This window comes from uncultured Polaribacter sp. (assembly GCF_947503875.1).
Lineage (GTDB): Bacteria > Bacteroidota > Bacteroidia > Flavobacteriales > Flavobacteriaceae > Polaribacter.
In genome coordinates, this window is sequence record NZ_CANNFH010000006.1 from 99,942 (window position 1) to 120,324 (window position 20,383).

Annotated in this window: 20 protein-coding genes; 12 read left to right on the plus strand and 8 right to left on the minus strand. The window is 31.0% G+C overall.

What is annotated here, in order from left to right; genetic code table 11:
- Positions 1–39: 39 nt before the first annotated feature.
- Together Q0684_RS11100 and Q0684_RS11105 are read right to left on the minus strand one after the other, a co-directional pair.
- The gene (locus Q0684_RS11100) at positions 40–1,863 is read right to left on the minus strand and encodes a cystathionine beta-synthase (protein ID WP_299016598.1); all 1,824 of its coding nucleotides are present in this window, start codon (positions 1,861–1,863) and stop codon (positions 40–42) included.
- Between the two features lie 140 nt (positions 1,864–2,003).
- Positions 2,004–2,228 (minus strand): hypothetical protein, encoded by a 225-nt coding sequence (locus Q0684_RS11105; RefSeq protein WP_299016600.1) that lies wholly within the window; start codon positions 2,226–2,228, stop codon positions 2,004–2,006.
- Positions 2,229–2,639: 411 nt separating this feature from the next.
- Between Q0684_RS11105 and leuC the strand changes: the two genes are divergently transcribed.
- The 4 genes from leuC to leuB all read left to right on the plus strand — a co-directional run bounded on the left by leuC (position 2,640) and on the right by leuB (position 7,631).
- Positions 2,640–4,037, plus strand: coding sequence for a 3-isopropylmalate dehydratase large subunit (gene leuC / locus Q0684_RS11110; RefSeq protein ID WP_299016602.1), 1,398 nt, complete (start codon positions 2,640–2,642; stop codon positions 4,035–4,037).
- Between the two features lie 104 nt (positions 4,038–4,141).
- Positions 4,142–4,741: a 3-isopropylmalate dehydratase small subunit gene (gene leuD, locus Q0684_RS11115; RefSeq protein ID WP_299016604.1), complete on the plus strand. Its 600-nt coding sequence runs from the start codon at positions 4,142–4,144 to the stop codon at positions 4,739–4,741.
- Between the two features lie 212 nt (positions 4,742–4,953).
- Positions 4,954–6,474, plus strand: a complete 1,521-nt coding sequence (locus tag Q0684_RS11120) for an alpha-isopropylmalate synthase regulatory domain-containing protein (protein ID WP_299016606.1) — start codon at positions 4,954–4,956, stop codon at positions 6,472–6,474.
- Between the two features lie 101 nt (positions 6,475–6,575).
- Positions 6,576–7,631 carry a 3-isopropylmalate dehydrogenase gene (gene leuB, locus Q0684_RS11125; protein ID WP_299016608.1) on the plus strand — a complete coding sequence of 352 codons (1,056 nt, stop codon included), beginning with the start codon at positions 6,576–6,578 and terminating at the stop codon, positions 7,629–7,631.
- A 153-nt stretch (positions 7,632–7,784) separates the two neighbouring features.
- Here leuB and Q0684_RS11130 read toward each other — a convergent pair whose 3' ends face one another.
- Positions 7,785–8,633 (minus strand): DUF2911 domain-containing protein, encoded by an 849-nt coding sequence (locus Q0684_RS11130; RefSeq protein WP_299016610.1) that lies wholly within the window; start codon positions 8,631–8,633, stop codon positions 7,785–7,787.
- Between the two features lie 116 nt (positions 8,634–8,749).
- On the opposite strand from Q0684_RS11130, the gene Q0684_RS11135 reads away from it, so the two are divergent.
- Positions 8,750–9,514, plus strand: a complete 765-nt coding sequence (locus Q0684_RS11135) for an NAD(P)-binding domain-containing protein (protein ID WP_299016612.1) — start codon at positions 8,750–8,752, stop codon at positions 9,512–9,514.
- A gap of 317 nt (positions 9,515–9,831) precedes the next feature.
- On the opposite strand, the gene gldG is transcribed toward Q0684_RS11135, so the two are convergent.
- The 5 genes from gldG to Q0684_RS11160 are packed head-to-tail and all read right to left on the minus strand — an operon-like array spanning position 9,832 to position 13,934.
- Positions 9,832–11,472, minus strand: coding sequence for a gliding motility-associated ABC transporter substrate-binding protein GldG (gldG, locus tag Q0684_RS11140; RefSeq protein ID WP_299016614.1), 1,641 nt, complete (start codon positions 11,470–11,472; stop codon positions 9,832–9,834).
- Positions 11,465–12,181 carry a gliding motility-associated ABC transporter permease subunit GldF gene (gene gldF, locus Q0684_RS11145; RefSeq protein WP_299016616.1) on the minus strand — a complete coding sequence of 239 codons (717 nt, stop codon included), beginning with the start codon at positions 12,179–12,181 and terminating at the stop codon, positions 11,465–11,467. The genes gldG and gldF overlap by 8 nt, the downstream gene beginning before the upstream one ends.
- Before the next feature lie 15 nt (positions 12,182–12,196).
- Positions 12,197–12,736: a GNAT family N-acetyltransferase gene (locus Q0684_RS11150; RefSeq protein ID WP_299016618.1), complete on the minus strand. Its 540-nt coding sequence runs from the start codon at positions 12,734–12,736 to the stop codon at positions 12,197–12,199.
- A gap of 38 nt (positions 12,737–12,774) precedes the next feature.
- On the minus strand, positions 12,775–13,071 hold the full coding sequence (locus Q0684_RS11155) for an antibiotic biosynthesis monooxygenase family protein (protein WP_299016620.1): 297 nt from the start codon (positions 13,069–13,071) through the stop codon (positions 12,775–12,777).
- Positions 13,072–13,073: 2 nt separating this feature from the next.
- Positions 13,074–13,934: an SAM-dependent chlorinase/fluorinase gene (locus tag Q0684_RS11160; protein WP_299016622.1), complete on the minus strand. Its 861-nt coding sequence runs from the start codon at positions 13,932–13,934 to the stop codon at positions 13,074–13,076.
- A gap of 128 nt (positions 13,935–14,062) precedes the next feature.
- Here Q0684_RS11160 and Q0684_RS11165 point away from each other — a divergent pair, with 128 nt between their 5' ends.
- From Q0684_RS11165 to fabV, 7 genes are all read left to right on the plus strand, one after another.
- Positions 14,063–15,016, plus strand: coding sequence for a PhoH family protein (locus tag Q0684_RS11165; RefSeq protein WP_299016624.1), 954 nt, complete (start codon positions 14,063–14,065; stop codon positions 15,014–15,016).
- Positions 15,017–15,140: 124 nt separating this feature from the next.
- Positions 15,141–15,659, plus strand: coding sequence for a hypothetical protein (locus Q0684_RS11170; RefSeq protein ID WP_299016625.1), 519 nt, complete (start codon positions 15,141–15,143; stop codon positions 15,657–15,659).
- A 24-nt stretch (positions 15,660–15,683) separates the two neighbouring features.
- On the plus strand, positions 15,684–16,133 hold the full coding sequence (locus Q0684_RS11175; RefSeq protein ID WP_299016627.1) for a DUF2147 domain-containing protein: 450 nt from the start codon (positions 15,684–15,686) through the stop codon (positions 16,131–16,133).
- A 1-nt stretch (position 16,134) separates the two neighbouring features.
- Positions 16,135–17,259: a DUF6268 family outer membrane beta-barrel protein gene (locus Q0684_RS11180; RefSeq protein WP_299016629.1), complete on the plus strand. Its 1,125-nt coding sequence runs from the start codon at positions 16,135–16,137 to the stop codon at positions 17,257–17,259.
- Positions 17,260–17,458: 199 nt separating this feature from the next.
- Positions 17,459–18,076, plus strand: coding sequence for a hypothetical protein (locus Q0684_RS11185; protein WP_299016632.1), 618 nt, complete (start codon positions 17,459–17,461; stop codon positions 18,074–18,076).
- Positions 18,077–18,136: 60 nt separating this feature from the next.
- The gene (locus Q0684_RS11190; RefSeq protein WP_299016635.1) at positions 18,137–19,084 is read left to right on the plus strand and encodes a phosphoribosylaminoimidazolesuccinocarboxamide synthase; all 948 of its coding nucleotides are present in this window, start codon (positions 18,137–18,139) and stop codon (positions 19,082–19,084) included.
- Positions 19,085–19,116: 32 nt separating this feature from the next.
- A complete protein-coding gene (fabV, locus tag Q0684_RS11195; protein ID WP_299016637.1) occupies positions 19,117–20,304 on the plus strand; it encodes an enoyl-ACP reductase FabV in 1,188 nt (395 codons plus the stop codon).
- Positions 20,305–20,383: the final 79 nt, after the last annotated feature.

Sequence of the window (20,383 nt, forward strand, 5' to 3'; positions counted from 1 at the left end):
TAGAACTAGTGAAATTATGTTTATTTCAAACATAGCTTGTTACATACTTTCTACAAATTCTAAAAATACTTTTTTATGCAATTCTAAATCCAAATTAGCAGAAAGACTTGTGCGTACAATATAGTCTTTATCACCTTCTTTGGTTGTGCCCTGTGTAGAGGTTGCAGGAATTGTCCAATAGCATCCTTTTAATTGGCCATAACTTACACAAAACTTGCTTTCATTTGGTATTTTACTAATCATTAAATTGATTAATTTTAAATTTAAAGCTCTTTTGTAAGTCTCTTTTTCTTCAGCAGAATTACCTTTTGTGGGTAAGTCCAAAGAAAATACAGAAGGCGTAAAACCTTGCGCTGCTAATTCTTCTGAAACAAAATTTATTTTTGCGCTTGGTAAAACTTCATTTATGTAATTTACGAATGCTCTTGTGTTTACGTAAGCATCATATATACGCTGATTCATAGCAGGTAATTGCGCTGCTAAAATCTCAGATTGTAAGGGTGTTGCTTCGTTTTCACATAACAAAAGATGTTTTTCTATTTTTTCTAATAGATCTGCAGCTTCCTCATTTACAACACAATAACCAGCTGTACATTTTCCACCACTAGGAAATTTAGAACCACTAGCATAAGAAATTGCTTTTACATTAGATAAAATGGCATTTTTACCTAAAAAATGTACATTGGGGCAAAATGTTTGATCTAAAATAAATACAGGAGCTACTGCTGTATCTCCAGTTTTTGTTGTTCTCTTTTTAGCTAAAGTGTTTTTTAAAGCTTCTAAATTTGGCACTTCAACTCTTGGGTTTGTTGGTATTTCTGCAATAATATATGGTATTGCATCTTGTGCTGCTACCTTAGTTAAAACTTTTTCTAAACTTTGCACCATATCATTATTACCATCTACAGGTAAATCTACAACAGCTACATTTTTAATAGCAGCTGCAACTCGCCTTGCTTGGTCATTAGTACCACCATAACAATTTGGTGGCACAATAAATTTAATGTCTTTTGTTGGGTAATTTTCAATAGCAGCAGCAACTAATCCCATCATTATTGCATATTGCATAGACAAACCACTAGAGGCAACTAAAGGCGCCAAGTTAGTTTCTGTAACTTTTTGAATCGATTCTAAAACACTCTTTTTATGTATTGAAGTATCTTTTTTTCTAATTGCTATTGTAGTGTTTGTCGCATAAGATTGTAAAGCAAGCAAACAGTTTTCTGGTGTCATTGCAATAGTTTCTCTTCTTCTTACATGTTGAATTTTAGCAATATAATTTTCATTTTTGTGAACCAAAACAATGCTACCTAAGGTAGAATTTGTGTTTATAAAAAAGTCGATATTAGGTGTAATCTTAAAATCAGAAATAGCTTCTTTTTCTTGAATAAAAATAGTGCTTCCATCAAAATTGGTAACTTTTTCTCCTTGTTTTACTTGCTTTAATTCGAAGTTATATTGATATACTTTTTTTAAAGTATCTGTATCAAAAGTTTCTGGTAAATGGTCTGTATATAGAATTCTTGTTTTTTTATTTTCTAAAGCGTTTTTTCTTAAAATTGCCAGTATTGGCATTAGCTTAGAATCAAAACTTATAATTTGCTCTGCTGCTATTTTATGCGTTTTTGCAACAACCCATTCTAGTACACAAGATAAAGGATGCCCTAATCTAATGTAATCATAAGCAGTTGGTAATTCAGCTAATGCTATTGCTTCAGAATTCTTACTAATAAATAGGTCTTCAAATTGTTTTAAAAACTCACTTTTAGCTAATTTTTCGTTATAAATATCTAATCTATGGGTAGTTAGTTTAAGCCAATCTTTTGGCATATTTAGCAATACTTCTTGTATAAAATTCTGCATTATCTTTCAGCTTTTTAGAGAAGTTGTAAATATACATTATTTCGTTTTTTGTGGTAGTATTGTATATCTTTTTAACGAACTTTTAAACTTAAAAACATTTTTTAAAAACGTTTAGAAAAAAGATAAATAGTAAAAATTATTTATTCAATAATTTCATAATCAATTTCTAATTTTCTTAAAGATCGTAAGCCAGAGCCTTTACTTTTGTCATTCAATTCTATGTCTATTACATCACCTTCCATAAGAATTTCTGTAAGTTCTTTAGCCAAAGATTCACTCACATTACTAGAAATGTCTGCAATACACTTTGCAATTGCTCTTTTGTCTGGTCTTTGTGCATCGCAGGATAATAAATTTATTTTCATAAAATTGATTTTAAGTTGGAAAGGTACAAGAATAGAAATAAACTGGATTGTTTGGTCGTAAAATATTTAAATGATAGTATCATTTGATACTATCATTTAAATACTTATTGTAAAAATACTTTGTGAATCTAATTTTTTGTTTTTTAAATGAAAACAAAAACCTAAAACTAAAATGTTAAAAGAGATTTATAAAAACAAACTGATTGATTCTAGTTTTATAAACAATCCATTACATTATAAAATTAATAGACATCGTATTTTAAAATCATTTAAAATATTGAAAAACAAAATGTTAACTTATATTTTAACAGTTAGAAATCGTTAGTTAAAAAGTTTAAAACCAATTAAAACTTCAAATAAATGTTATTTTTGATAGCTGATACCTAATCATATCAATAAACAACAATAAAAATGGCAAAAACATTATTTGACAAAGTTTGGGATTCGCATGTAGTTCGTCAGGTTAAAGACGGACCAGATGTGTTTTTTATAGACCGTCATTTTATCCACGAAGTTACAAGTCCTGTAGCTTTTTTAGGATTAGAAAGTAGAGGAAACAGTGTAGTATATCCAGAGCGTACATTCGCAACAGCAGATCATAATACACCAACAATAAATCAACATTTACCAGTAGAAGATCCGTTATCTGCTAATCAGTTAGATGCATTAGAAAATAATGCGGCTAAATATGGTATTTCTCACTGGGGTTTAGGTGATGAAAATAACGGAATTGTGCATGTTGTAGGTCCAGAAAATGGAATTACATTACCAGGAGCAACAATTGTTTGTGGAGATTCACATACTTCAACTCACGGAGCTTTTGGAGCTATTGCTTTTGGTATTGGTACTTCTGAAGTAGAAATGGTATTGTCTACACAATGTATTATGCAACCAAAACCTAAATCTATGCGTATTAACGTAAACGGAAAATTAGGTTTAGGAGTTACTCCTAAAGACGTTGCTTTGTATATTATTTCTAAGCAAACTACTTCTGGTGCAACAGGTTATTTTGTAGAATATGCAGGTGATGTTTTTGAAAACATGACTATGGAAGGACGAATGACTGTTTGTAATTTGTCTATTGAAATGGGTGCAAGAGGAGGAATGATTGCTCCAGATGCAAAAACATTTGAATATTTAAAAGGACGTTCTCAAACGCCTAAAGGTGCAGCTTGGGATAAAGCCATGAAATACTGGGAAACTTTATACACAGAAGATGATGCAGAATTTGATGTAGAATTTAATTATGATGCAGCAGATATTGAGCCAATGATTACTTATGGTACAAACCCAGGAATGGGAATGGGCGTAACCAAATCTATACCAAATGCAGAAAATGTAGAAGGTGGTGTAGAAACGTATAAAAAATCTTTAGGGTATATGTCTTTTAGCGAAGGCGATGCTATGATTGGTAAAGAAATTGACTTTGTATTTTTAGGTTCTTGTACTAATGGTAGAATTGAAGATTTTAGAGCATTTTGTTCTATAGTAGAAGGACGCAAAAAAGCAGATAATGTAACTGCTTGGTTGGTACCAGGTTCACATAAGGTTGTAGATCAAATACAAGCTGAAGGTTTAGATAAGATAATTACAGACGCAGGTTTTGTATTAAGAGAACCAGGTTGTTCTGCATGTTTGGCAATGAATGATGATAAAATTCCTTCAGGAAAATTATCAGTTTCAACATCAAACAGAAACTTTGAAGGAAGACAAGGACCAGGATCTAGAACATTATTGGCATCTCCATTAGTAGCAGCAGCATCTGCAGTTGAGGGTGTTGTAACAGATCCTAGAACCTTATTAGTATAAAAGTTATAAAGTACAAAAGTTGAAAAGTAAAAAGTAGTAAAAGTTCGTAACAGTGAGAACTTTGAAACTTTTGAACTTTGAAACTTTACAAACAACAATAAACAATGGCTTACGATAAATTTAATGTACTAACAAGTACAGCATATCCATTACCAACAGAAAATGTAGATACAGATCAAATTATTCCTGCGCGTTTTTTAAAAGCAACAGAGCGTAAAGATTTTGATATCAACTTTTTTAGAGATTGGAGATTTGAACAAGACGGAACACCTAAACCAGATTTTTCTTTAAATAAAGAAATCTATGCAGGTTCTAAAATTTTAGTAGGAGGTAGAAACTTTGGTTCTGGTTCTTCTAGAGAGCATGCAGCTTGGTCTGTGTACGATTTTGGTTTACGTTGTGTAATTTCTTCTGCATTTGCAGATATATTTAAAAACAACTGTTTAAATGTTGGGGTTTTACCTGTACAAGTTTCTCCAGAATTTGCAGACACGTTGTTTGATGCAATTATGGCAGATCCAAAAACAGAAATTAAAGTAGATTTACCAAACCAAACAGTTACTTTAGTCGCAACAGGTCAGTCAGAATCTTTTGATATCAATAGCTATAAAAAAGACAATATGTTAAATGGTTTTGATGATATTGATTATTTAAAAAACATCGAAAACGAAATTTCTGCGTTTGCTGAAACAAGACCGTTTTAGGGAATATAGTCTTCCATAGGCTCAGACGGACTTACAAATTGCTAATTGTAATTTTGTAAAAAAAAAAGTCATACTGAGCTTGTCGAAGTGGAGTCAATTTAAAAATGTCATATATACCAAAGTAGAAAGCTCATAAAGTTTCATTTTTATTAATATTATGGGATTTCTCCTAAAGTCGAAATGACATATTGCACCTTTATCATTATAAAATAATGACCAAAAGAAAAATAGAAATAATGGATACGACACTGCGTGATGGCGAACAAACATCAGGAGTGTCGTTTTCAGTTTCCGAAAAACTAACAATTGCCAAATTATTGTTAGAAGAATTAAAAGTAGATCGTTTAGAAATAGCTTCTGCTCGTGTTTCTGATGGTGAATTAGAAGCAGTAAAAAGAATTACAGCTTGGGCTACAGCGCATAACTTTTTAGAAAAAATAGAGGTTTTAACCTTTGTAGATGCTGGCAAGTCTATCAATTGGATGTTAAATGCTGGTGCAAAAGTGCAGAATTTATTAACCAAAGGTTCTTTAAATCATCTTACGCATCAACTTAAAAAAACACCCGAACAACATTTTACAGAAATAAAAAGTGCTATTGAATTAGCTGCTAAAAACGGAATTAAAACTAACGTATATTTAGAAGATTGGTCTAATGGAATGCGAAATTCTAAGGCCTATGTTTTTGAATATTTAGATTTTATAACTACTCAAAATATCGAGCGTATTCTGTTGCCAGATACTTTAGGTATTTTAACGCATACAGAAACGGCTTCTTTTATAAAAGAAGTAACCGAAAAATACCCAAATACGCATTTTGATTTTCATGGACATAATGATTATGATTTAGGAGTTGCCAATGTTATGGAGGCTGTAAAAGCCGGTGTAAATGGTTTGCATTTAACCATAAACGGAATGGGAGAACGTGCTGGAAATGCACCAATGGCAAGTGTTATTGCTGTTATTAATGATTTTTTAGAAGAGGTTAGTATTTCTGTAAACGAAAAAGCACTGCATAAAGTTAGTAAGTTGGTAGAAACGTTTTCAGGTTTTAGAATACCTGTAAATAAACCCGTTGTTGGTGCCAATGTATTTACACAAACTGCAGGTATCCATGCAGATGGAGACAATAAAAATAACCTGTATTTTAACGATTTAATGCCAGAGCGTTTTGGTAGAAAACGTAAATATGCTTTAGGGAAAACTTCAGGTAAAGCCAATATTCAAAAGAATTTACAAGATTTAGGTTTAAGTTTAAATGACGAAGATTTAAAGAAAGTAACCCAGAGAATTATAGAACTAGGAGATAAAAAAGAAGTGGTTTCTCAAGACGATTTACCTTACATTATTTCTGATGTTTTAGATTCTGATACGATAGAAAAACGTGTGGTTGTAGAAAACTATGTTTTAGGCCATGCAAGAGGTATGAAACCGTCTACAACTTTGCAATTAAGGGTAGAAGGTGTGCAATATGAAGCACATGCACAAGGAGATGGCCAATTTGATGCCTTTATGAATGCATTGCGTAAATTGTACAAAACACACAGTAAAAAAGATTTACCAGATTTAATAGATTACGCTGTTAGAATACCACCAGGAAGTCATTCTGATGCTTTGTGTGAAACCATTATTACTTGGAAAAGTGAAGAAAAAGAATTTATAACACGTGGTTTAGATTCAGACCAAACAGTATCTGCAATTAAAGCCACAGAAAAAATGTTGAATATAATATAGTTGAAAAGTTGGAAAAGTTGAAAGTTAAAAAGTTCTCATTACAACTTATAAACTGTCAACTTTAAAACTTTTAAAGCTTTAAACTTTATAAACTTAATAGAATGAAATTAAATATTGCCTTATTAGCCGGAGACGGAATTGGACCAGAAGTAATAGATCAGGCTGTAAAAGTATCTGATGCTGTTGCAAAAAAGTTTAATCATGAAATTACTTGGAAACCAGCCTTAACAGGTGCTGCTGCCATAGATGCAGTTGGTGAGCCTTATCCAGATGAAACACATGAAATTTGTGTAGCTTCAGATGCTGTTTTGTTTGGTGCAATTGGGCATCCACGTTTTGATAATGATCCTTCTGCAAAAGTAAGACCAGAACAAGGTTTGCTTAAAATGCGTAAAAAATTGGGGTTGTTTGCCAATGTAAGACCAACCTTTACATTTCCAAGTTTATTAGACAAATCTCCTTTAAAAAGAGAACGTATAGAAGGAACTGATTTGGTTTTTTTACGTGAATTAACAGGAGGAATTTACTTTGGTGAAAAGGGGAGAAGAGACGAAGGAGAAACGGCTTACGATAATTGTGTGTACACAAGAGCAGAAGTGCAAAGAATTGCAAAAAAAGGTTTTGAATTGGCAATGACACGTGGTAAGAAATTATGTTGTGTAGACAAAGCCAACGTTTTAGAAACTTCTAGATTATGGAGAGAAACGGTTCAGGCAATGGAAAAAGATTATCCAGAAGTAGAAGTTGCTTATGAGTTTGTAGATGCAGTTGCTATGCGTTTGGTACAATGGCCAAATAGCTATGATGTATTGATTACAGAAAACTTATTTGGAGATATTTTAACAGATGAAGCTTCTGTAATTTCTGGTTCTATGGGTTTAATGCCAAGTGCCTCTTTAGGAACAGATATTGGTTTATTTGAGCCAATTCACGGTTCTTATCCACAAGCAACCGGTTTAAATATTGCCAATCCAATGGCTACCATTTTATCTGCGGCTATGATGTTTGAAAACTTTGGTTTACAAGCAGAAGGAAAAGCCATTAGAGATGCTGTAAATACTGCCCTAGAAAAAGGTATTGTTACAGAAGATTTAGCCGATGGCGGAAAAGCTTACGGAACCAAAGAAGTAGGAGACTGGTTAGCTCAAAACATCTAATAATTAGATTTTATATAGAATTGAAAAGCGCTCTGGAAAGAGCGCTTTTTTTATGTTGAAGTAAAAACTGAAAGCCAAACTGTCAATTAAAACCAAAAAAAACTCTCAAGCCTAAACTTGAGAGTTTTAATATTTTTTAGAAGTAAAAACAATTTACATTGCGCCCCATTCTTTTAAAGAAGCGGTGTTCATTTTTACATAACCTGCATTTCCTGCTTTTTCAGCTAATGCTAAAGATTGTTTTGCAGCAGCAATGGCAGTAGCAGTTTTACCCGCTTTTGCATGTATTAAAGATTGTTGTCTTAAAAACCAGAAGCGTGGCTTATTAGAAGTCATTTCTACAGCCTTGTCAATCCATTCTTGTGCTTTGTTAATGTCTTTTCCTGCTTGTAAATAATATACAGCAGCACCATACATATCGTTTGCAGTTGGTCCGTTCATTACTTTAGCAATGCTACCAGAAACCATTTTGTCTGTTGGTGTTTCAAATTTTAAACCAACATACGTATTTTCCCACATGATTCCTAAAACCGCAGAATTGTTAGTTAAATCATCAAAAGTAATGGTAAATGTTTCAATAGTAGACTTCACTTTTTCAGCATCTACAGTTACTTTAGCAGCAACTTTAGCATCGTCCCATTTTCTTGGAGTTCCCCAATTTGTAGCGTCTGTGTACAACATAATATCCCAAGTTTTTTTACCAGGAATCGTATATAAAGCATACGTACCTGCTTTTAATGTTTTACCACCTACCATAAAATTTGTAGAGAAAGTTAGTTTGGTATTTGCATTTGCACCTGTTCTCCAAATTTTTCCATAATCTTGTAAACCACCAAAAATTTCTCTACCCTTCATACTAGGTCTAGAGTATTCTAAAGTAACATCTGTTAAACCTACTTTTTGTTCTATCTTTTGAGACGGACTTGGCGCCGGTGTTTCAATTTGTGCATTGGTAACATAAGTTACAGCCAATACAAATAAACTTAATATTATTTTTTTCATGATATAATTTATATTTCTTTCAAAATTACAAATTGAAAAAACTGCAAGCGTTAACAAAAACTTAAATTAAATCAAGAGAACTTTAAATTATATTTGCAGTATATTTTAAATTGATAATGAATAAAATAAGCATTTTAGGTTGTGGATGGCTTGGGAAACCCTTAGCAGTTTCTTTTTTAGAAAACGGTTTTTCTGTTAAAGGTTCTACAACTTCTGTAGAAAAAATTAAGGTTTTAGAGGATTTGAATATTGAAGGGCATTTGGTAAATATTACCGAAGAAAAAGGGTGTGACGCTTTTTTAGAGGCTGATATTTTAATTATTGCCATAACTTCTAAAGCTATAGATGCTTTTAAAAATTTGGTTGCTCAAATAGAAAAATCAACAATTAAAAAGGTGATATTTATAAGTTCTACGTCTGTTTACCCTAGAATAAATAAGGTAATGAATGAGGAAGATGCGTTGGTAGAAAATAGTCCTTTAGTAATCATTGAAAATCTTTTTAGAGAAAATACTTTTTTTGAAAGCACAATTATTCGTTTTGCAGGTTTATTTGGTGGGGATAGACATCCTGGAAATTGGTTTAAAAACGGTAGAAAAATTCCACAACCTAAAGGTTTTGTAAATATGATTCATAGAGAAGATTGTATGGGCATTATTCATGAAGTTATCAAACAAAATTGTTGGAATACTATTTTTAATGCATGTGCCAATCATCATCCAACAAGAAAAGATTTTTATTTGAATGCACGAGCAAGTAAAGGTTTAGAAATCCCTATTTTTGAAGAAAATGAAGTATATGAATGGAAAATTATTAGTGTTAAAAAAGTACAAGAGGTTTTAGGGTATACTTTTAAACACGATAATTTGCTTGAGATTTAGTGTTTAGTTTTCAGTTGGCAGTCTTCAGTCTTCAGTTAGCGGTCTTCAGTCTTCAGTTGGCGGTTAGCAGTTTTGAGTTATTTTTTTAAGATTGTAAAGTTGGAATAAGTTATTTTTTAATTTTCATACTGCATACTGCATACTGCATACTGCATACTGCATACTGCATACTGCATACAATTCAAAACAGATTTACAATGAGATTTCTTCATAAAGTCGAAATGACATGGGTTATAAAAATTAGATTTTTGTAATTAACTACAAACTACAAACTACAAACCATCAACCAAAAACCATCAACCAAAAACCAAAACCCACTAACGATACTTCCTTTTTCTTAAATAATTAAATACAAAGCCAAACGCAAATAACAAAATTAACGGTAAACCAACATTTAAAAATTGCCAGAAACCGCGTTCTTTAAACGCTTTTTGTTTGTCTAGCATTCTTATTTGTAACGATTTATTTCTTAGCGTCATTAAACCAGAATCGTCTAGTAAATAATCTACAGCATTTAGTAAAAAATCTTTATTTGCAAAGGTTTGGTTGGTCCATTTATCACGATTTAAATCAAAAGGTTTTCCTTTTAAAAGTTGATTTTTGCCAACATCACCATCAGCAATAACAATCATTTTATTGGCAGTAGATTTATCTTTAAATAAGCTGGTTTTAAATGGTTTTACGCGGTTTTTGTATGCCGAGTTAAATTCGCCTTCTAACAAAACAGAGAATAATTGAGAACCACTCTTATAATCGTTTTCTACCACTTCGTTTGCAATAGATTGCAACTCAATTAGTGTTGGTGTACCTACTTTTTGCGTTAACAAAGAACTGACTAATAAAGGTGTTTTTTTAAGATTGTTTTTTAGTGTATCTATTTGATTTGCAAATTGTAACCTTACATTTCCTGTGTTTTTGGTAATTGGGTGGTTAGGATTTCCGTTTACCAACGGATGATAAAACCAATCTAAATTTTTAAACTGTGTTTGGTTACCAACAACGCCTGTAGCCACAGGTATTTGCGCGCTGTATAAATCTTTTACTAGCGTAGTATTTATTCTAATTCCGTAGGCAAATAATAAATCCGTTAAATTTAAATCTTTTGGGTAGGCCAGCATTTTACCATTGTTAGCCAAACTATCTTGTTCGGCTTGTAAATTGTCTAACATCCACAACGTTTTACCGCCATTTGTAATAAACTGATCTAAAGTGAATTTTTCTTTTTCGGTAAATGTTTCTGTAGGTTTTGTAATAATGGCTAAGTCTAAATTGTTTAAATCTTTTAGCGTTTGTGGTGCATTACTAGCAACAGAATCTAGGGTAAATTTAGCCAATCTGTATTTTTTGGCAACTTCGCTCAAAAAACTATATTGATAAATGTCTTCCAATTCGCCATTACCTGTTAAAATTGCAATTTTCTTTTTTTGTTTTGATGTAACATCATTTATCGCATTAGAAAAACCATATTCTAAATTTTCTATGGCTTTTTGCAATTGTTCTTCTTGTGATGCTACAATGGCAGTTGGTAATAAAGAAACAATTTCAGTTTTTTTACCATAATTAACTTCTGCCCAAGGAAAAATAATAGCTTCAGATAATTTACCATCTTCCTCTACGGTTAATTGACTAGGCATCATGCCTTTTTTAATGAGTTTTTCTCTTAAATTATCAGGATTTTTAAATAAAATGGTAATGTTTTTATTTACTGCACTTAATTCTTCTAAATATTGACGCGTTTCTATTTGCAACCTCTTAAACTCTGATGGAAAATCGCCTTCTAAATAAACGGTTATATATAACGATTTATCAACCTTGTTTACTACTGTTTTTGTGGTTTTAGAAATGGTGTAACGTTGGTCTGCAGTTAAATCGAATCGTTTGTAAAAAGATTGATTCATAAAGTTTAAAGCAATTAACCCTATGCAAACAAATGCAATGTTTTTTATCTTTTTATTCATTCTCTAAACGTGTTTTAGTAATAAATAAAAAGAAAAAGGTTACGCTTACAAAGTAAATTAAATCTCTAGTGTCTATTACACCTCTAGAAATACTTTTAAAATGTTGGTTAATTCCAAAATTTTTAATGCTTAAGTTATGTCCTAATAAATCAGCAATTGCATCAAAACCATAATAAAAAAAGAAGGTAATTAAAACGCCTAAAATAAAAGCTACAATTTGGTTTTTAGAAAGGGTAGATGTAAATAACCCAATACTTGTATAGCTTGCTGCTAAAAAAAGTAAACCCATATAAGAACCAATTGTGCTGCCAAAATCTAAATTTTCTGCGGGATTGCTTAAGCTATAAATGGTATACGCATAGGTAAGTGTTGGTAATAAAGCAATTGTTATTAATAGGAGTGAAGCCCAAAATTTACCCAATACAATTTGCCAGTCAGAAATGGGTTTTGTTTTCAGCAATTCTATAGTTCCTGTATTTAATTCTTCTGAAAAAGTTTTCATAGTAATTGCAGGTATTAAAAACAAAAACACCCAAGGCGCTAAATAAAAAAACGGGTTTAAATCTGCAAAACCTGCATTTAGTAAATTAAAATCGTCTTTAAAAATCCAAAGAAATAAACCATTAATCAACAAGAAAACCCCAATTACCAAATACGCAATAGGGCTTGCGAAAAATGAGTTGAATTCTTTTTTTAGTATTGCTATCAAATTTTATTATTATTATTAATTTTTAAAGTTTTCTAACTTCCAAATTCTATTATCTTTTATACCCGAGTCTCTTCTTTCTGGTTGATATATAAAATGATGTTTCTGTAACAACGCAATAGAGGCTAAATTATTTTTATGGGTAAAAGCTTCTATGGTTTTTAATTTTAGTTTATGAAAACCAAAATTTAAAACAGCTTTTAAAGCTTCACTCATTATTCTTTTTTTATGATATTTTGGCTTTAGTTTGTAACCAATTTCAGCATATTGCTTTTCTACAGAGATTTGGTGTATAACAATGCTGCCAATAATTTCGTTTCCTAATTTTATCAACCAAAAAACACGATTTTTATTTTTATAAAGCTGATCACAGTTCATAATAAAAGTTTTGGCTTCAGCTAAATTTTCAACTCTTTTAGTCTCTATAAACTTATTAATTTCTTCACTAGAACGCAATTTAAAAACTTCTTTAACATGATTATTATCGTTTATGTCAGCATTTGTTAAAAGTAATCGATCTGTTTTTATTTCAGGGAAAAAATTAAAATTGAAACTCATTACACCACTTTTGTATTACTACGTATTCGTTTTAAAAATTAAGCTAAACTCACTTTCTTATCTACACTCCAAGCTTCTGGTTTGTCATTAAAATAGGTTTTGGTTTCTTGCCAAGTTTCTTTAAAGAAATCTGAATTTCTATAATTTTCTAAGTCCGATGCTGTTTGCCAATAAGAATAGGTAAAAAAGATATCTGGATTGTTTTTATCTTGATACAATTCTAATAATTGGCAACCTTTAGATGCTCTAATGCGCACTTTTTTGTCTTCAAACATATTTAAGAATGCAGATACATGCTTTTGATGAAAGCTCATTTTTACAATTCTTACAAACATACTTAGGTCAGTGGTTTATATTCTGGTTTAGTTTCATTTAAGAAATCTATAGTTACTGCATCTCTATAGTTTAAACCTAAAAGGCTTGTTGCGCCTCCAACACTTTCTAAATTACTTCTGTAAATAGCCAATTCTAAGTAAGATGCAGCATTAAAAATTGCCAATTTATGCCCCTCATATTGTTGTTTTGTATAGGCTGTATTTTCCGCAATTTCATTGTATTTAGAAAATATTTTGGTAAAAATATGCTTTTTAGCAGTAATGGTAAACTTTCTATTCTTACCAATTTCTAAAAACATTTTTTTACTAATATTGGTAATTACATTGCCATAATTATCTGTGTATATAATACCACCCATAATTTGGTTTTCTTGGAGATTTACTTTTGGCTGAATTTCAATAATTTTTTTAAAATCATTAATTTCTTTTCCGATTACTGTTAAATTTCCACCTCTTGCAATAAAACAAGCCACTTGCACAAAAACATCTAAAACAGGGAAACTACTTTCAATTCTATCGTGAATATTAATTTCAACAATTTTAGTTGGTTTAATTTCTGATGCTACCATAGAAATTAAACCGTTATCTGGACACACAAAAAAATGACCATCTAATTCTAAAGCAATATGCTTGTTTTCTGAGCATATTTCTGAATCTACGCCAACCACATGTATGGTTCCTTTAGGAAAACTTTTATAGGAGTTTTTTAAGATATACGCAGTTTCTGTAATGTTAAACGGCGAAATTTCATGAGTAATATCTATAATTTTTGCTTCTGGTAGTTCTGAGTATATTGCACCTTTAACAGCCCCAACAAAATGGTCTTTTGTTCCAAAATCTGTAGTAAGCGTTATAAAAGACATTTGTACTAACTGTTAATTAAGTTGTGAAAAAGTTATTTATTATTTTGTACAAATCTAATGAATTTAGAGTTTTTATTGGTTATTTTTAGTTGAAATTAAAACAACATTTTTTTAAAAAAAATAAACATTTGAACGAACGCATAATAGAGTTAGAAGAAGTAAATCCAAAAGATTTTTTTGGTGCACATAATAGTACCATAGAACAGTTAAAAAGATATTTTCCAAAATTGAAGATTGTGGCTAGAGGTGCTCAAATTAAAATTTATGGATCTGCAGATCTTTTAGATGAATTTGAGATTCGTTTAGAACGGTTGATAAAATATTATGAGCGTTATAATAAATTAGACGAAAATAGTATTGAGCGCATATTAACATCTACAGGAAATGAAGAAAAAACAAATGCCGCTAAAAACGCAAAAGATGTTTTGGTGCATGGGGTTTCTGGCAAGCTAATTAAAGCACAAACCCAAAATCAGCGTAAAATGGTTACCTTAATGGGTAAAAATGATATGCTGTTTGCTGTAGGTCCTGCAGGAACAGGAAAGACTTATACAGCGGTTGCTTTGGCCGTAAAAGCCTTAAGAGAAAAAGAAGTTAGACGTATTATTTTAACAAGACCTGCTGTAGAATCTGGAGAAAATTTAGGGTTTTTACCCGGCGATTTAAAAGAGAAATTAGATCCGTACATGCAACCTTTATATGATGGTTTAAGAGATATGATTCCGCACGAAAGATTAGAATCATACTTAGAAAAAGGAGTCATACAAATTGCACCTTTGGCATTTATGCGTGGTAGAACTCTAGATAATGCATTTGTAATTTTAGATGAAGCTCAAAATACTACGCATGCCCAGATGAAAATGTTTTTAACTAGAATGGGTAAAAGTGCAAAATTTATAATAACAGGAGATCCTGGTCAAATAGATTTGCCAAGAAAACAAGTCTCTGGTTTAAAAGAATCTTTATTGGCTTTAAAAGATATAGAAGGTATTGCACAAGTATATTTAGATGATAAAGACGTAGTAAGACACAAATTGGTTAAACAAATAATTACGGCATATAAAAGTATAGAAACCGAATAATAAAGCTAAACTATGGTTAATTTATAAGTGTTATTTTTGTAACAGCTTAATTTGAAATTGTTAAAAAAGTTAAGGGTTTAATTTTAATTTTGAGAAAAGTTTTAAATATTTTAAAATAAATAATATGAAAAATGGACTTTACATAGTTTTAATTATTTTTAGTTCGTATTTATTTGTTTCCTGCACAGGAGAAGTAAAAACGCATACTATAAAATCTCCAACCCTTAAATTGATAGCTGCAGGTCCAATGTTTGAAGGATCAAATACGGCAACAGTTACATGGAGTTATAAATTGGAAAAGCTTGTTCCTAAATTTACGAAGGAAATTCAGATTGAAGATTTTAGAATTTCTAGTATTACAATTAAACCAATCAAAGATGCTGATTATCCTGAGATTGGTAAAATAGTTATGGAACTAAAACCAGGAAACCAGGGGATGAGCAGAGTTGGTCTCTTGGAAGGTAATTTTGATAAAAATAAATTGAATGAATTAACAATTGCTACGAATCAAGAAGATTTTAAAGAAGGTTTTACTGAAGAGCGATTAACGTTTGTAGTTGATTTCGATTTAAAAGTAGAAGAATTTTTTGATGATATAAAATTCGAGTTGGACTTAACTTTTGAAGTAAAAACAAAAATATAAACACAATCTTAAAATAGTAATACAATGAAAAAAAAGATTTTTATAGTTGCATTTTGTTTATTCGCTTATGTTGGTTTTTCTCAAGATGCCAATGCAATAGTGGGCGTTTGGGAGCCAAGTAATGGTAAAGTATATGTAAAAATTAGTAAAATAGATAATAAATATTATGGTAAAATTGTCTGGTTAAGAGAACCTAATGATACAGATACAGGTAAACCAAAAACAGATAAAAATAACCCTGATGAAAGCATGAAAAATGTTCCATTAAAAGGTTATAGAATGCTAAAGGACTTGGTTTATGATGGGAAAAGTGAGTGGAAAGACGGTACTATTTACGATCCACAAAATGGAACCACATATAATTGTGTAGTCAATTTAAAAAACAAAAACACTATAGAATTAAGAGGTTATGTAGGTGTTAAAACTTTTGGAAGAACAGATACTTGGAAACGTTTAGAAAAAAAGAAAAAGTAAGATGAAATCAGTTCATATTCTAATTACGTTATTAATTTTCGGTTGTTTTCACTATGGTTTCTCTCAAGAAGAGGAAGAAGATTACAGCAATTTTGGCGCTGTGGATAGTACTCCTATAAAAAGGTATGCAAAACCTACTATTTCTGGTATGAGCCCACAAAAATTTATAAGCATTTCATTTGATGCTCAAATGCCATATAACTATCAGTTTTCTGATTTAAGATTTCCTCAAACCAACCCAGGAAGTGGCTTTAATGTAGACGAGGAAAATCCTAACATTAACGAGAGCGGTAGAGTTAATGTTACTGGAGGATTACGATTTAATACCAATATTCCAATAATTTCTAAAAGTAGTTTTGTTTGGCAATCAGGTATTAATTTTATAGATACTAGATACAATATTACAGAAAATACAAATACTCCAAATTCGTTACCCGATGGCACGCAAGTAAGAAGTTTAGGAAGAATATTAAATGAAGATGGTTTAAGAAATTTAAATTGGACAAATACTTTCTTTTTTCCACTGAATGAGAAAAATTTTATTGTATTTCAAAGTCAAATGGATTTAAGTGGAAATTACAATTTTGGAGATTTTCAACCTTTAAATACAGTTAGGTTTAGTGCTGCTGCTATCTATGGAAAAAGAGTAAATGATTATTTTAGATGGGGTTTAGGTGTGGCAAGAACATACAGAGTTGGTAATTTAAATTATGTACCAGTTGTAATGTATGATTGGACTTCTAAAAATCGAAAATGGGGAACAGAAATTTTGTTTCCAGCAAGAGCTTATGTTAGATATAATGTGAATCCAAACTCACTTTTTTTAGCAGGTTTTGATCTTCAAGGGCAAAGTTATCGAATAGAAGATTATTCTTTTGGAGGCAATTCTTTTGAAATAAGAAGAGGAGAAGTTCGTCCAAAAATTGAATTTCAGAAACGCTTAAAAGGATATTTTTGGTTGAGTTTAAAAGCGGGATATAGAATAGATTGGTCTTTTAATGCAGATCAATTAAACGGGAATACAGACTTTTTTAGAGGTTTTTTTGGAGAGCAACAACTTGGCATGGTTAATAATCTAAACAATCCTTTTTTCTTTAATATTGGTATCAATTTTGTAAGTCAATAAACACGTTTTTATAAGTTTTACTAAAGGTTATTCTTAACAAATAGATTTATCAAAAAAACAGCTATCTTGTTTATAAGAATTTTAGAGGTTTTAAAATGTATAGAACTTATTGCGAAAGAATGATGAATTGATAAAGGCTTGTTAGAAAATAAATTGATTAAAGAATACATACTTCAGCTAAAATTTTACAAATAGAATAATGAAATTTAAAAAGAAGAAACTACATTTACAAGACCTATTTTACATTGCTTATTTGTATTTAATAATTTTAGGTATAGTTAGCGATGCTATTTTTTACGGAATTTTTGGCGTTTCTTATTTAAATTATACCACTATTCTAGATGCGTTAATATCTCCAATAAGTCTGTTAACAAATAATTGGAAACTTGCTTTGACATTAGCTGTTATGTTTACATTGCTATATGTTTATTTAACAAAATGGGCTCCAAAATTATATAAAAAACTAAGGGTAAAGAAATGGTATCAAAAAATATACAACATAGAGAAATGGGATAAACGTTATGCAGATTTAGAAGAGAAAAAAAATCTAATTCCAGGAATGATGTTTCTTTTTTTTCTACTATTTGTTGCTATGAGAACTGGTTTAGGGTTTGGACTTAAACACAAATATCAAGAAAAGGAAATTATACCAAACTACACGTTAGTTTTTAAGGACAATCAGCATTTAAATGTTAGAAAAATTGGCCAAAACTCGGCTTATTTTTTCTATTTTATTCCTGGTGAAAAAGTGATTACTGCAACGCCAATTTCAGATAATTTAAAGCAAATAAAAGTATTGGAAAAGAAAAAGAAATAAGCTTAGAAAAGCTTATTTTTGTCGCCAGTTATCACAAACTAAAAACATCAATTTAAAAAGATGAATACAATTAACGAAACAAATTTTAAGTTTCCAAAACAGAAATCTGTTTACAAAGGTAAGGTTAGAGAGGTTTACAATATAAACGACGACCTTTTGGTAATGATAGCATCTGACAGATTATCTGCTTTTGATGTAATTTTACCACGTCAAATTCCTTTTAAAGGACAAATTCTAAATCAGATTGCTACTAAAATGATGAATGATACTGCAGATATTGTTCCTAATTGGTTAATTGCTAATCCAGATGAAAATGTGGCTATAGGGCATTTGTGTGAACCTTTTAAGGTAGAAATGGTAATTAGAGGTTACCTTTCTGGACATGCAGCAAGAGAATATAAAGCAGGTAAAAGATTGCTTTGTGGTGTTGCCATGGCAGAAGGTTTAAAAGAAAATGATAAATTTCCAGAACCTATAATTACGCCTTCAACCAAAGCAGAAAATGGAGAACATGATGAGGATATTTCTAGAGAAAACATACTTTCTCAAGCAATTGTTTCTGAAGAAGATTATATTGTTTTAGAAAAATATACAAGAGCTTTATTTCAAAGAGGAACAGAAATAGCAGCAAAAAGAGGCTTAATTTTAGTGGATACCAAATATGAATTTGGTAAAACTAAAGATGGTAAAATTGTATTGATAGATGAAATTCATACACCAGATTCATCTCGTTATTTCTACGCAGAAGGTTACCAAGAAAGACAAGATAAAGGAGAAGCACAAAAGCAATTGTCTAAAGAATTTGTAAGACAATGGTTAATAGAAAATGGATTTCAAGGCAAAGAAGGCCAGCAGATTCCAGCAATGTCTGATGAAAAAATATTAGAAATTTCTAACAGATATATAGAATTATACGAGCAAATTACAGGAGAAACTTTTGTAAAAGCTGCTACAGCAAATGTTTTGCAAAGAATTGAAGACAACGTAAATGCTTTTTTAGCAAACTAACAACCCAAAACAAACAATTATAAACTAAAATAATGATAATAGAACCAAGAACAAGAGGCTTTATATGTTTAACATCACATCCTACAGGTTGTGCACAAAATGTAAAAGATCAAATTGCTTACGTAAAGTCGAAAGGAAAAATTGATGGCGCAAAAAAGGTATTAGTAATTGGCTCTTCTACAGGATTTGGATTGGCATCTAGAATAACCAGTGCATTTGGTTCCGATGCTGCTACAATTGGTGTCTTTTTTGATAAACCAGCAACAGAAGGCAGACCAGGTTCTCCAGGATATTACAATACTGCAGCTTTTGAGCAAGAAGCACATGCAGCAGGTTTGTATGCAAAAAGTATAAATGGCGATGCATTTTCTAACGAAATAAAAGAGCAAGTTGTAAATCTAATTAAAGAAGATTTAGGTAAAATAGACTTAGTAATTTATAGTTTAGCATCACCAGTAAGAAAACATCCGGTTACAGGTAAAAGATTTAAATCTACCTTAAAACCAATTGGTGAAGTTTTTACCAATAAAACAGTAGATTTTCATACCGGTAACGTTTCAGAAATTTCTATAAATCCTGCAGAAGGAGAAGATGTAGAAAATACAGTAACTGTTATGGGAGGTGAAGATTGGAAAATGTGGATGGATGCTTTAAAAGAAGCAGACGTTTTAGAAGAAGGTACAACAACTGTTGCGTATTCTTACATTGGCCCAGAAGTTACAAAACCAGTGTATAGAAATGGAACAATTGGTGCTGCAAAAGATCATTTAGAAGCTACAGCTTTTGAAATTGCTGAAGATTTAAAAACAATAGGAGGTAAGGCTTATGTTTCTGTAAACAAAGCATTAGTTACACAGGCTAGTTCTGCAATTCCTGTAATTCCTTTATACATTTCTTTATTATTTAAAATAATGAAAGAAAAGGGAATTCATGAAGGTTGTATAGAGCAAATTCAGCGTTTGTATAGCCAACGTTTATTTGGTGGGAATTTAGATTTAGATGATAAAGGCAGAATACGAGTAGACGATTGGGAAATGCGCGAAGATGTGCAAGCAGAAATTGCTGCACTTTGGAAAAAAGCAACTACAGAAAATTTATCAGAATTAGGAGATTTAGAAGGCTATAGCAATGAGTTTTTTAAACTATTTGGTTTTAAAGTGCCAGGAGTAGATTACACAGCAGATGTAAACGAAGTGGTTGCCATACCAAGTGAGCAATAAAAATAAAAACACATAACTTATAGAAACCTCACAGTTGTTTAAATGATTTTAAATACTGTGAGGTTTTTTGTAAAACACC

What these genes read in the sequence shown, in the direction of transcription:
- Q0684_RS11100 (WP_299016598.1), bottom strand. Translation starts at nt 1,863, where the DNA reads ATGCAGAATTTTATACAAGAAGTATTGCTAAATATGCCAAAAGATTGG.
- Q0684_RS11105 (WP_299016600.1), bottom strand. Translation starts at nt 2,228, where the DNA reads ATGAAAATAAATTTATTATCCTGCGATGCACAAAGACCAGACAAAAGA.
- leuC (WP_299016602.1), top strand. Translation starts at nt 2,640, where the DNA reads ATGGCAAAAACATTATTTGACAAAGTTTGGGATTCGCATGTAGTTCGT.
- leuD (WP_299016604.1), top strand. Translation starts at nt 4,142, where the DNA reads ATGGCTTACGATAAATTTAATGTACTAACAAGTACAGCATATCCATTA.
- Q0684_RS11120 (WP_299016606.1), top strand. Translation starts at nt 4,954, where the DNA reads ATGACCAAAAGAAAAATAGAAATAATGGATACGACACTGCGTGATGGC.
- leuB (WP_299016608.1), top strand. Translation starts at nt 6,576, where the DNA reads ATGAAATTAAATATTGCCTTATTAGCCGGAGACGGAATTGGACCAGAA.
- Q0684_RS11130 (WP_299016610.1), bottom strand. Translation starts at nt 8,633, where the DNA reads ATGAAAAAAATAATATTAAGTTTATTTGTATTGGCTGTAACTTATGTT.
- Q0684_RS11135 (WP_299016612.1), top strand. Translation starts at nt 8,750, where the DNA reads ATGAATAAAATAAGCATTTTAGGTTGTGGATGGCTTGGGAAACCCTTA.
- gldG (WP_299016614.1), bottom strand. Translation starts at nt 11,472, where the DNA reads ATGAATAAAAAGATAAAAAACATTGCATTTGTTTGCATAGGGTTAATT.
- Q0684_RS11150 (WP_299016618.1), bottom strand. Translation starts at nt 12,736, where the DNA reads ATGAGTTTCAATTTTAATTTTTTCCCTGAAATAAAAACAGATCGATTA.
- Q0684_RS11155 (WP_299016620.1), bottom strand. Translation starts at nt 13,071, where the DNA reads ATGTTTGTAAGAATTGTAAAAATGAGCTTTCATCAAAAGCATGTATCT.
- Q0684_RS11160 (WP_299016622.1), bottom strand. Translation starts at nt 13,934, where the DNA reads ATGTCTTTTATAACGCTTACTACAGATTTTGGAACAAAAGACCATTTT.
- Q0684_RS11170 (WP_299016625.1), top strand. Translation starts at nt 15,141, where the DNA reads ATGAAAAATGGACTTTACATAGTTTTAATTATTTTTAGTTCGTATTTA.
- Q0684_RS11175 (WP_299016627.1), top strand. Translation starts at nt 15,684, where the DNA reads ATGAAAAAAAAGATTTTTATAGTTGCATTTTGTTTATTCGCTTATGTT.
- Q0684_RS11180 (WP_299016629.1), top strand. Translation starts at nt 16,135, where the DNA reads ATGAAATCAGTTCATATTCTAATTACGTTATTAATTTTCGGTTGTTTT.
- Q0684_RS11185 (WP_299016632.1), top strand. Translation starts at nt 17,459, where the DNA reads ATGAAATTTAAAAAGAAGAAACTACATTTACAAGACCTATTTTACATT.
- Q0684_RS11190 (WP_299016635.1), top strand. Translation starts at nt 18,137, where the DNA reads ATGAATACAATTAACGAAACAAATTTTAAGTTTCCAAAACAGAAATCT.
- fabV (WP_299016637.1), top strand. Translation starts at nt 19,117, where the DNA reads ATGATAATAGAACCAAGAACAAGAGGCTTTATATGTTTAACATCACAT.